This window comes from Streptomyces lasalocidi (assembly GCF_005280215.1).
Classification (GTDB): Bacteria; Actinomycetota; Actinomycetes; order Streptomycetales; family Streptomycetaceae; genus Streptomyces; species Streptomyces longwoodensis.
In genome coordinates this window covers 2532655-2544802 of sequence record NZ_SZNQ01000001.1, presented here as the reverse complement: position 1 = coordinate 2544802, position 12148 = coordinate 2532655, and the positions used below count along the sequence as shown (strand labels likewise).

Below are 12148 nucleotides of genomic sequence, written 5' to 3'. Positions count from 1 at the left end.
CTCAGTGCCACCACTTGATCGTTCATCGAGCAAACTCAGACGTGGCAATTGCCGCTCATGTGAGCGCAGGAGGCCGTCGCTGACGGACGCTTGCGTTCAACAAGTGAAAACACCCGCTGCCGATTACTTGCCCTGCCTTGACTTTCGATCCCGTGGCAGACGACTGGTTACAGGCACATGACGCACGCGTGGACGTACCCAGACGCCTTCGATCTGGGTACATTCCCCGACGTCAGGGCAGCCACCGCGTCCTCGAGGGAGTCGAGACCGTGTCGGAAAACAGAGAACCCCACGTAGCGAAGTTCGTTTACGACTTCACCGAGGGCAACAAAGACCTCAAGGACCTCCTCGGTGGCAAGGGCGCCAACCTCGCCGAGATGACCAACCTGGGACTCCCCGTTCCTCCCGGCTTCACCATCACGACCGAGGCCTGCAAGGTCTACCTCGACAGCGGCGAGGAGCCGGCGGCACTGCGTGACGAGGTGAGTGCGCACCTCGACGCGCTGGAGCAGCGCATGGGCAAGAAGCTCGGCCAGGCCGACGACCCCCTGCTGGTCTCGGTCCGCTCCGGCGCCAAGTTCTCCATGCCCGGCATGATGGACACGGTCCTGAACATCGGCCTCTCCGACGCGTCCGTGCAGGGCCTCGCCCAGCAGGCCGGTGACGAGCGCTTCGCGTGGGACTCCTACCGGCGCCTCATCCAGATGTTCGGCAAGACCGTCCTCGGCGTCGACGGCGACCTCTTCGAGGAGGCGCTGGAGAAGGCCAAGGAGACCAAGGGCGTCACGGTCGACACCGAGCTCGCGGCCGCCGACCTGAAGAAGCTGGTCACCACCTTCAAGAAGATCGTGAAGAAGGAGGCCGGCCGGGAGTTCCCGCAGGACCCGCGCGAGCAGATGGACCTGGCCATCAAGGCGGTCTTCGACTCGTGGAACGGCGACCGGGCCAAGCTCTACCGTCGCCAGGAGCGCATCCCGCACGACCTGGGCACCGCGGTCAACGTCTGCTCCATGGTCTTCGGCAACCTCGGCCCCGACTCCGGCACCGGCGTCGCCTTCACCCGCGACCCCGCCTCCGGCCACCAGGGCGTCTACGGCGACTACCTGCAGAACGCCCAGGGCGAGGACGTCGTCGCGGGCATCCGCAACACCGTCCCGCTCGCCGAGCTGGAGCGGATCGACAAGAAGTCGTACGACCAGCTGATGCAGATCATGGAGACGCTGGAGAACCACTACAAGGACCTGTGCGACATCGAGTTCACGATCGAGCGCGGCCGGCTGTGGATGCTCCAGACCCGGGTCGGCAAGCGCACCGCGGGCGCCGCGTTCCGCATCGCCACCCAGCTGGTCGACCAGGGCCTGATCGACGAGACCGAGGCGCTCCAGCGCGTCACCGGCGCCCAGCTGGCCCAGCTGATGTTCCCCCGCTTCGACGAGGCGGCCAAGGTCGGGCAGGTCGCGCGCGGCATCGCCGCGTCCCCCGGCGCCGCGGTCGGCAAGGCGGTCTTCGACTCCTACACCGCCGTGAAGTGGTCCCGCTCCGGCGAGAAGGTCATCCTGGTCCGCCGCGAGACCAACCCCGACGACCTGGACGGCATGATCGCCGCCGAGGGCATCCTGACCTCCCGCGGCGGCAAGACCTCCCACGCGGCCGTCGTCGCCCGCGGCATGGGCAAGACCTGTGTCTGCGGCGCCGAGGAGCTGGAGGTCGACACCAAGCGCCGCCGGATGACCGTCCCCGGCGGGCACGTGGTCGAGGAGGGCGACGTCATCTCCATCGACGGCTCGTCCGGCAAGGTGTACCTCGGTGAGGTCCCGGTCGTCCCGTCCCCGGTGGTGGAGTACTTCGAGGGCCGGATGCACCCGGGCGCCGACGACGCCGACGAGCTGGTCGAGGCCGTGCACCGGATGATGGCCTTCGCCGACCGCAAGCGCCGGCTGCGGGTGCGCGCCAACGCCGACAACGCCGAGGACGCGTTGCGCGCCCGCCGCTTCGGCGCCCAGGGCATCGGCCTGTGCCGCACCGAGCACATGTTCCTCGGCGACCGGCGCGAGCTGGTCGAGCGGCTGATCCTGGCGGACACCGAGGCGGAGCGCGAGGCGTCCCTGAAGGCGCTGCTGCCGCTGCAGAAGAAGGACTTCGTCGAGCTGTTCGAGGCGATGGACGGCCTGCCCGTCACCATCCGCCTGCTCGACCCGCCGCTGCACGAGTTCCTGCCGGACATCACCGAGCTGTCCGTCCGCGTGGCGCTGGCCGAGTCCCGTCAGGAGCCGCACGAGAACGAGCTGCGGCTGCTCCAGGCCGTGCACCGGCTGCACGAGCAGAACCCGATGCTGGGCCTGCGCGGCGTGCGCCTCGGCCTGGTCATCCCCGGCCTGTTCACCATGCAGGTCCGCGCCATCGCCGAGGCGGCGGCCGAGCGCAAGGCCGCCAAGGGCGACCCGCGCGCCGAGATCATGATCCCGCTGGTCGGCACCGTCCAGGAGCTGGAGATCGTCCGCGACGAGGCCGACCAGGTCGTCGCGGAGGTCGAGGCGGCGACCGGCACGTCGCTGAAGCTGGCGATCGGCACGATGATCGAGCTGCCGCGCGCCGCGCTCACCGCGGGCCAGATCGCGGAGGCGGCGGAGTTCTTCAGCTTCGGCACGAACGACCTCACCCAGACCGTGTGGGGCTTCAGCCGCGACGACGTGGAGGCGAGCTTCTTCACGGCGTACCTGGAGAAGGGCATCTTCGGCGTCAGCCCGTTCGAGACCATCGACAAGGACGGCGTCGGCTCGCTGGTGAAGTCGGCCGCGGAGGCGGGCCGCCGCACCCGCCCCGACCTCAAGCTCGGCGTCTGCGGCGAGCACGGCGGCGACCCGGAGTCCGTCCACTTCTTCCACGAGGTGGGCCTGGACTACGTCTCCTGCTCCCCGTTCCGCATCCCGGTCGCGCGCCTGGAGGCGGGCCGCGCGGCGACCCAGTCGACGGGCAGCGACCACCGCTAGCCCGTACGGACCCCGGGTCCGCCGCCGGTCCCCGACCCTCACCGATCGGCGGCGGCCCCGGCGCACGAAGAGAGGGCGACACCTTGTGCGGGGTGTCGCCCTCTCGCGCGCCCGGCCGTCACCGGTTGATCACGAGGTGGATCCCCCTGGCCGTGTCGGGGTGCTGTGGCTCAGGGCGCGGCCCACCTGATCCTCGGACTCACCTGTTACGGACCTTCCAGACGATCGCGAAGATCACGAAGACGGCGATCGCGACGACACCGAACCACCAGCCGCGCAGCGCCCCGTCGTACATCACGGCTTGGAACGGAACTCCTTGGCTTCCCATGACAGTTCGTCTGCCTCCGCTTTCGCGTCCACACTGCGAGGCCCGCTACCACGTTCCTAGTTCACCCTTGCTGAGCAGGCCGGTCTGTTCACGGCAGATTGCCGCCCTCACCGGTTGCGGCGCCGGTTGATCGCGATCGGTACGACGACGCACAGGATCGCCACGACGAACAGGACGACGCCGAGCGTCCCTCCAGGAGTCACCCCGGTACGGGCGAGTTCCATGTGCTGTCCCTCCCTTACTTCGACGACCCGAGTCGGCGGTTACGGAACGTCAGGTAGACCAGCAGGCACACCGCGTCGACGATGACGGCCACCAGGAGCAGAGGGAACGCAGCGGCGAATCCACCCATGACCCACAGGACGACCGACAGTGCGTAGGCGGCCAGCGACGAAGCAACGACCGTCCAGGCGTTCCTGCGGATTGCCTGGTGGTTCCCGTGAGTGGCCTCGAAGATATTCATTCTCCAGCCCTCACTGCCTCCGTCGCCGCCAGTAGTCCCGTGCATTTTCCGACTGTGCCCACATGGCAAAACCAGCCGCTGCCGGGGCGGCGATGATGATGATCAAGAGAAACAGCGAATGCATGGTCACCCTTCCTTCAGGCGGCCGGCGGCGCGGGAGCGGCCGTGGGGTGCGGCCTGGTCGGGCCGCACCCCGATTCCCCGTGCCGATCCACGGGGGTCGCTATCGCCTCTTCTTCGTCCTGACGAGGTTGGCCACGACGAATATCGCAACGATCGCGAACACGATTACGAAGAGCACTTGACCCCAAGCGGGGAAATCAGGTCCGCCACCCGGGGCGGCGAGCCGTTCCATGGCTGACGTTCGCATTCTCACTCCTCGGCGAAATTCACCACGTGTATTTGATCTTGGCGGAGCACATGGGGTCGCTGGCGTATTCGGTACCGGCTCCGGCCGCCATGTCCCCCTCGCTGCTGACCGATGCCCGGTAGTAACCGGCGGAGCATTCGACTTCACCGGTCGCGCCGCTGTTGGCATCGCCCGCGCTCGCTTCGACCCCTCCGTTGACCCCCGGGGTCCCCGCTCCGACGGACAAGCTGGGGTGAATCGACCCGTCGTCGTTGAAGGACAGGCCACCGCCGATGCAGAGGTAGTAGCACGCCTCACCGGAGAAGCCGGTCGATGCGAGCCCGCTCGGGTCGATCCGGTTGACCGGGTCGCCTTCGGCGTAGAGGTAGGGGTTCTTCTCCTGGCCCGACGGGTCGGGCTGGGTGAAGCGGCCTATGTTGGCGTCGTAGTAGCGGGCCTTGAGGTGGTAGAGGCCGGTGGGGTCCTGGTAGTTGCCGGCGAAGCGGTACGGCTGGGCGACCGGTTCGGTCGACTGGGCCAGGAGGCGGACGCCGCGGGGGCTGTAGGTGTAGGTGTCGACCTTGTTGCCGTCCACGTCGACCAGGCCGATCACCGAGCCGATCGCGTCGGTGAGGTAGTAGTAGCTCTTGCCCCCGGTCGTCATGGAGTTGAGCGTGCCCCCGGGCTCGCGGTTGAAGCCCTTGTCCACACCGGCAGTTGACGTCGCGGACAGGCCGAGCGGGCCGTTGTGGAAGTAGGTGTCGCCGAGCTTGATGCGTTCGCTCTGGTCGGTGGAGCCGTACTGGCCCGCGTAGGTCTTTCCGCTCACCGTGATCGACGTCAGCTGGGAGTGGTCGGTGTACGACTCCGCCGTGCGGGCGTAGTCGTCGGTGGAGGAGCCGGCGGTCTCGTTGCCGACCGCGTCGTAGGACCAGGGGCCGGTCGTACCGGACTTGGAGGTCAGCTGCTGGGCGTCGTTGTAGGTGTAGGTGGTGCCGCGCGGGCAGCCGGGGTCGGTGCCCTGGGAGGTGAGGTTGCCGGCCAGGTCGTAGCAGTACTGCCAGGAGTCGACGATGCTGCCGGCCTTCTCCTCCTTGGCGTAGGAGAAGCGGCCCGCCCCGTCGTAGCTGTACGTGCGCTTGCGGCCGGTGACGTTGTCCGTCTGGGTGCGGATCTTGTCGCCGTCGGTGGCGTTGTTCGTGCCGTAGCCGTAGGTGTAGTCCAGGTTCACCAGGGTGCCCTGCGCGGAGGTGGCCTTGATGTTCCTGGGGCGGCCGGCGTTGTCGATGTCGACCTTCTGCACCGTGCCGCCGGGGTACGTGGTCGTGGTGCGTGCGTCGTTGTTGTTGTACGTGTACGTCGTGACCGCGCCGCGCGGGTCCTTCAGCTCGGTGAGCTTGTTGACCTCGTTCCAGGTGTAGTCGGTCTTCCCGGCGGGGTCCTGGTAGTAGTCGACGTTGCCGGCCGGGGTGTAGGCGAGCAGGGTCTGGGAGCCGTCCTGGAGGTGGCGGACCGTCTCGCGCTGCAGCGGGTCGAACTCGTACTTCGTCGTTCCCGTGCCGTCGGAGCGCTGGACGAGGTTGCCGTCGCCGTCGTACCAGTACTCCACCTTCACCGTGTTCGGTGAGGTGACGGTGCGGACGCGGTCGCGGTTGTCGTAGGTGTAGGCGACCTTCACGCCGCGGGCGTCGGTGACGCTCGTGGTGCGGCCGAGTTCGTCGTAGGTGTACGTCGTCCTCCCCAGCGGGGAGGGGGCCTTGGCCCACTCCAGGTTGCCGCGGGCGTCGTAGTGGAAGTCGGTCTGGACCGTCTTCGTCGACGTCATCTTCGTCTTCGCCGCGCAGCGCTGGCCCTCGAAACCGCCGCAGGTCGGGCTCGCGGGGTTGTAGTCGTAGGAGACGCTGCCGCCGCCGGTGCCCGTCTGGGCGACGGAGGTGGTGTTGCCGACGGTGTCGTACGTGAAGGAAGTCTTCTCGCCGTCGGCGTCGGTGGAGTCCTTCGGCACGTCCCCGCCGGCGATGGTCTGCCAGTTGCTGACCGACTTGGGCCCCGGCTGCGTCGCCGACTGCCCCGGCCGGGACACCGACTGCAGGTTGTTGCGCGAGTCGAAGCCGTAGTCGGTGACGTTGCCCGGGGTGGTGCCCGAACCCATCGCGTCGGTGGCCGTGTCGATGTTGTGGTTCGCGTCGAACTTCGACGACCGCTTATGACCGAGCGCGTCGGTCACGTCCGTGACCTGGCCGTCGCCGTCGTGGGCGTACTGGGTGGAGTGCAGCTCCGGGTCCTTGGCCGTGGTCGTCCCCGCGGCCGTCGCGGACTCGGCGCTGTAGGCGTAGGTCCACGTGGGGCCGGTGTGGCCGTCGCTGTTGAAGCCCGTGCCGCGCAGCATGGAGGTGACGCGGTTGGCCGCGTCGTAGGTGAAGACGGTGACGCGTCCCTCCGCCGTGGTGATCTTGTCAACGCGGCCGGAGGTGTCGTAGCGGAAGGTGACCGTCTTGCCCTCGGTGTCGGTGGTGGTGGCCAGGTTGCCGCTCGCATCGAGGTTGAACACGGCGGTGCGGCCGGTGTTGTCCTTGGCCTGCCACTGCGAGGGATAGGTCTTGTACAGGTCGATGAAGCGGCCCGAACGGGTCTCCAGGAGCTTGAAGCCCTTGTTCTCGCCGTTCTCGTCGTGCTGGGTGACGCTGATCGTGCCGTGGTTGCGGTCGGTGACCTTCGTCAGGGACCCGTACTGGTTGTAGGTCTCCTTCGACCCCGACTTCCACTTCGTCAGGGTGTAGGTGCCGTCCGCGTTCTTCTTCAGGTCCTCGGAGTAGCCCTTGGGCGTGGTGAAGGAGCCGTCGCTGTTCTTCTTGAAGCGGACCGTGGCGCCGGAGGCGTCGTAGAAGATGACCTCGGTGCTGGAGACGGACAGGTAGCGCTCGTACTCCTGCCACCAGCGCTGGGAGACCCTGCCCCAGGGCGCGTCCAGCGAGTTGTACGTCCGCGCCAGGCGCAGGTCCTGGCCGACCCCGGCGACGTCGAAGTCGGTCGCCGTCAGCATCAGGTTGCCGGTCGAGTAGTCGATCTTTGCCGTGAGCGCGTCGGTGATGGCGAAGCTCGTCGAGCGGTGCCAGGGGACATTGCCCTGGCCCTCGGGCACGAGGCTGAGCACCGAGGCGTCCGCCGTGGAACCCTTCGCCGAGGGCGACTTGGCTCCGCCCGCGCGGCCGGGGTCCTTGGCGTGCGCGCGCTGTTCGCGCAGCCACGGCACGTACACCTCGTCCGTCGGGACCTTCGACGTCCGTGACGGCACCGGGCGGTTGGCGCCGACCTTCACCGCCGGCATCGAGAAGTCCGGGCTGTTCCCGCCCCACACCGACACCGGCTCGTCGTCGGCGACGGCCGCGGTCGCGCCGGGCAGTACGGACGCGGCCAGCGCGGCGGAGGTGAGCGCCGCGATCGACAGAGCGGTGGCTGATCTTTTACGGGCACGCCGAAACGGCGTGCCGAAGGCACGCGAGTGCATGACTTCCCCCCGTGGAAGACGGACCCCAGCGGCCCCCGTGGCCGCTGGGCGCCCCCTACCTGATCACAGGATTCGCACAAAGATCCGCTCGGTGCCCGCGAAGTTCCGGCCCATTCGTGCGGGAATCAGCCCCTCCACTAGCGGTGGGCAAAAGGGGGTGAAGGGGATCTACCGGTACCAGTGGGCCTGCTTCGGCGGCCCTGGGGTGACGCGGGGCCTGATCTCAACGTCCGAAAAACAATGATCTTCCTCCAGCCATGCGACCCGATCCGTACGGGGCCGCACGGCAGGTGGCCGCCGCCCGGCTCGGCGACAATGGGGTGCGTGGCGGCGCGGGCCGTGCCGGAGGCCGGGGTGGGCGCCGGAGAGGAGCACGGGTGCGTCCACGGCGGCCGACCCCACGGGCGTCACCGTTCCCTTCGCCCGGTCCGGCGTACCGGCGGGCAGCCCGGCGGGGCGTGCGCGCGGCCGCCGCCGGCTTCTATCCGGCCCTGTACGCGTTCGACCGTCCGGTGGCCGCGATCTACGCCCTGTTCGCGGCGGTCGCGTTCGGCGTGCTGTCGCCGCTGCCGGGCTCGGGGCGGGAACGGGCGGGCGCCGTCCTGTACGCCCTCGCGCCCGCCGCGGCGCTGACCGCCCTCGGCACCGCGCTGGCCGTGGCCACCGCGCCGGCCGTCGCCGGGATGCTGGTCGTCGGCTTCGTGCTGACCTTCGCCTCGGCCTGCGGACCCAGGGTCGCGGGGGCGGCCCCCGGGCTCCAGCTCTTCTACATCCTGGCCTGCTTCCCGCCGTACGCCCCCGGGACCCTCCCGCAACGCCTGGCCGGCCTGGCCGCCGGGGCGCTGCTGCTGGCCGCGGCCGAACTCCGGCTCCTGCCCGAGCCCACCGCACCGCACTACGCCGACCACGTGACCCACGCGCTGCGCGAGGCGGCGGCGACGGCCAGGGCCCTGGCGCGGGGACACGGCGGGGCGGGCGCGCTTCCGGGGCGCCGCGGGGACGGTGCGGCGGGCCCGCCCTCGTCCCGCCCCACCGACCCGCCGGCCGCCTCCCCGGCGCGCGGGCACGGCGCCGCGAGTGCCACCCCGTCCCGCCCCTACGACCCGCCGGCCACCTCCCCGGCGCGCGGGCACGGCGCGGCGAGCGCGTCCTCGTCCCGCCCCTACGACCGCTCGGCCGCCTTCCCGGCGCGCGGACACAGTGCCGCGAGTGCCACCTCGTCCCGCCCCTACGACCCATCGGGCACCTTCCCGACCGGCGGGCACGGCGCCGCCAGCACCACCCCGTCCCACCCCTATGACCCACCGGCCGCCTCCCCCTCCCGCTCGCGCGCCCTGCACGCCGCCGCGCAGGGCCTCCGCTTCTCCCGGCAGCCGCCCGGCACGAGCCCGACCGGCGCCGGCCGCACCCACCGGGCCCTGGCCCAGACCGGCGGCGCGGCCCGGCGCCTGCTGGAACAACTGGCCGCCCTGGCCGCGCGGCCGGCCCCGCCGCCCGACGACGCGCCGACCCGCCGGCTCCTCGACGGCATCGCCGACTGCTGCACCGAGGCGGCCGAGGCGGTGCGGGGCGGCCGGCCGGCGCGGGGCCCGGGCCGACTGCTGGAGATGACGGGCGCTTTCCTGGAGGTGAGGGGCGAGGACGGGAGGGCGGCGGCCGGCGCGGACCCGTCCGGTGCGGCGTGGCACGCGCTGCTCAGGGCCCGTTCCGCGGTGCTGTCGACCGCCCTGTCGGCGCTGACCGTGGCGGCCGCCGTGGCCGTGGCGCGGGGCGGTGCGCGCCGGGCACCGGGGCTGCCGCCGGCCCAGTTCTGGTACGCGGAACTGTCGGGACCGCGCCTGTGGGCGGTCAGGCTGTCCGGCAACCTCACCGTGCGCTCCGTGGTCCTCCAGAACGCCGTCCGCACGGCCCTGGGCCTGGCGGTGGCGCGGCTGGTGGCCGGGTCGCTGGACCTTGCGCACGGGTTCTGGGTGCTGCTCGCGGTGCTGACGCTGGGCCGGACGACGGCGGTCGCCACCTGGTCGGCGGTGCGGGCCGCGGCGCTCGGCACGCTGGCGGGCGCGGTGGCGGCGGGGCTGCTGCTGACGGAGGCGGGCGGGTCCACGGACGTCTACGCGGCGCTGCTGGTGCCGGTGATGGCGCTGGCGTTCACGGTGGGTCCGCTGGGCGGTCCGGCCTGGGCGCAGGGGATGTTCACCCTGGTGGTGTCGACGGCGTTCGCGCAGCTCGCACCGGTGACGTGGCGACTGGCCGAGGTACGGGTGGTCGACGTGCTGACCGGCAGCGCGGTGGGCCTGCTGTGCGGGCTGCTCGCCTGGCCGGCGGGGGCGCGGGCGGAGATCCGCCGGGGCATGGCGGCCCTGCTGCGGTCGACCGCGCCGCTGGTGGGCCTGACGGTGGAGGCGGCGTGCGCCCCGGCCGACGCCCGCCTGCGCCGCCGGGCGGCGGACGAGGCCGTACGGCTGACCCGGCACCGGCTGCGGATCGCGGAGGCGGTGTACGCCCAGTACCGCACGGAGCCGTCGACCGCCCCGGCACCCGGCGACCCGGACTGGCTGGCGGTCCTCAACTGCGCGACCCGGGTCCTGGTGGGCGCGCACTGGCTGCCGCAGGAGCGGGCGCCGGGGGAGATGCCGCCCGCGGCGCGCCGCTGGGCCGCGGACGCGGCGGACCGGGTCTGCGCGACGATGTCCCGCACGGCGGCCTTCCCACCGCCCCCCGCCGACCCACCGGACCCACCGGACCTCCCGCCCCCGGCACCCCCCGTGCCCCCCGGCCTCCTGCCGTACCTGGTGGACGTCGAGGTCTGGCTGGACGACCTCACGACGGACCTGGCGAGGACCGGGCACCCCCCTTCGCCGGCCGCGCCCGGCGGACCCGGGGGAGCGGCCCGGCGGTAGCCGCCGCGTCGCTCACCACCCCTCCGCCCCTTCTCCCAGCCGCCCGTGCCACCACGCCCCGCCCTCCGCCGCCGCCCGTGGATCCGGCAGGGTCCTCGCCGCGTACCTGCCGTCCAGGGCGGCCAGCACCGAGGCCAGTTCGCCCGCCGGGCGCGGGGGCAGGCGGCGCAGCACCTCCGCCAGGGTGTCCCTCGCCTCCCGGACGTCGTCCAGGGCACAGCCGGGGCAGGACGGGCAGACCGACGTGCGCGGGTAGAGGGGGCGCCGTCCCGGAATCAGGAACGCCCGGTAGCGGAACAGCGCGGTGCTCGTCGCGCCCGGGAACAGGAGGACGTCCGGGTACGTCGCCTCCACCCGGTGGACCGCCAGGGTGGTCGTGGCGGAGAGGCCCAGGATGCGGGGCGGGGGCGGCGCCGCCCGCGTGCGGGGCGCCGGGTGCCGTGTCCGGTGGGCGCGCAGTGCGCCGGGCCGCCTACGCGGCATCGGCCTTTCGGTCGGGCGTCGTCGTCATGGGGTCATCATGCACCCGGTACCCGCGGAACCGACAGGCCCGCCCCGGTCCGTCGGGTGACCCTCCGTGTTCCGCGGGCATACGCCGTGCGAACGCGGTCGCTCCTACGCTGGGGCCACCACCGGAGGGAGCAACGGCCATGGGCGGCTGGACCACGCGGGACATCCCGGAGCAGGGCGGCCGGACCGCCGTCGTCACCGGCGCCAACGGCGGACTCGGCCTCGTCACCGCCCGCGAACTGGCCCGCGCGGGCGCCCCCGGGTCGTCGTCGCGTGCCGGGACGCGGGGCGCGGGGAACGGGCCGTGGAGCGGCTGCGCGACGAAGTGCCGGGCGCCGACGTCACGTTCCGCCGCCTGGACCTCGCGGACCTGCGGTCCGTGCGGGACTTCGCGGCCTCGTACCCCTACGACCGGCTCGACCTGCTCGTCAACAACGCGGGCGTGATGGCCGTGCCGTACGGGACGACCGCCGACGGGTTCGAGACGCAGTTCGGGGTCAACCACCTCGGGCACTTCGCGCTGACCGGGCTGCTGCTGCCCCGGCTGCTCGCGGCGCCCGCGGCCCGGGTCGTCACCGTGTCCAGCATGCTGCACGCCCTGGCCAAGGTGGACCTGCGCGACCCCAACAGCCTGCGCAGCTACGGCCGCTGGACCGCCTACGCCCGCTCCAAGAGCGCCAACCTGCACTTCACCCACGAGCTCGCGCGGCGGTTCGCGGCGAGCGGGGCGCCGGTCGTGGCGGCCGCCGCGCACCCGGGGTACGCGGCCACCGGGCTCACCGCCGGCGTGGGCGGCGCGGCCACCCGGCGGCTGCTGGTGGCGGGCGACCGGGTCCTCGCCCAGCCGGCCGAGGCCGGTGCCCTGCCCACGCTGTACGCGGCGACCGCCCCCGGCGTGCGGCCCGACTCGTTCACCGGGCCGGCCCTCGCGATGTGGCGCGGGGCGCCCGCCCGGTCCTGGCGGGCGCCCTGGACCCTCGACGACACCCTCGGGCAGCGCCTGTGGGACACCTCCGCACGGCTCACGGGGTCACCTACGACCTCGTGGACCGCGCCGCCTAGGCCTGTCGTTTGGATCAGTCCGGCCCGGCCCACGGCGC

At 71.9% G+C, this 12148-nt stretch carries 5 protein-coding genes and 1 pseudogene; 3 read left to right on the top strand and 3 right to left on the bottom strand.

The annotated features are described in order from the left end of the window. Positions 1-269: 269 nt before the first annotated feature. The gene (ppdK, locus tag E4U91_RS11360) at positions 270-2990 is read left to right on the top strand and encodes a pyruvate, phosphate dikinase (RefSeq protein WP_137306741.1); all 2721 of its coding nucleotides are present in this window, start codon (positions 270-272) and stop codon (positions 2988-2990) included. 566 nt (positions 2991-3556) lie between these two features. Here the strand turns inward: ppdK and E4U91_RS11355 are convergent. Both E4U91_RS11355 and E4U91_RS11350 read right to left on the bottom strand, forming a co-directional pair. Next, on the bottom strand, positions 3557-3781 hold the full coding sequence (locus E4U91_RS11355) for a hypothetical protein (protein ID WP_137306740.1): 225 nt from the start codon (positions 3779-3781) through the stop codon (positions 3557-3559). Between the two features lie 389 nt (positions 3782-4170). Beyond that, complete coding sequence (locus tag E4U91_RS11350) at positions 4171-7638, bottom strand: RHS repeat-associated core domain-containing protein (protein WP_241678560.1); 3468 nt, start codon at positions 7636-7638, stop codon at positions 4171-4173. A gap of 458 nt (positions 7639-8096) precedes the next feature. Here E4U91_RS11350 and E4U91_RS11340 point away from each other — a divergent pair, with 458 nt between their 5' ends. After that, positions 8097-10538, top strand: coding sequence for an FUSC family protein (locus E4U91_RS11340; protein WP_241678559.1), 2442 nt, complete (start codon positions 8097-8099; stop codon positions 10536-10538). A gap of 12 nt (positions 10539-10550) precedes the next feature. Here E4U91_RS11340 and E4U91_RS11335 read toward each other — a convergent pair whose 3' ends face one another. Beyond that, positions 10551-11021: a hypothetical protein gene (locus tag E4U91_RS11335; protein WP_137306739.1), complete on the bottom strand. Its 471-nt coding sequence runs from the start codon at positions 11019-11021 to the stop codon at positions 10551-10553. A gap of 167 nt (positions 11022-11188) precedes the next feature. On the opposite strand from E4U91_RS11335, the pseudogene E4U91_RS11330 reads away from it, so the two are divergent. Then, positions 11189-12078 (top strand): annotated as a pseudogene (locus E4U91_RS11330) (oxidoreductase); the annotation flags it as partial. Positions 12079-12148: the final 70 nt, after the last annotated feature.

Bases quoted from the DNA above. Each gene is read 5' to 3' on its own strand.
- E4U91_RS11355 (WP_137306740.1), bottom strand. From the start codon at position 3,781: ATGAATATCTTCGAGGCCACTCACGGGAACCACCAGGCAATCCGCAGG.
- E4U91_RS11350 (WP_241678560.1), bottom strand. From the start codon at position 7,638: ATGCACTCGCGTGCCTTCGGCACGCCGTTTCGGCGTGCCCGTAAAAGA.
- E4U91_RS11335 (WP_137306739.1), bottom strand. From the start codon at position 11,021: ATGCCGCGTAGGCGGCCCGGCGCACTGCGCGCCCACCGGACACGGCAC.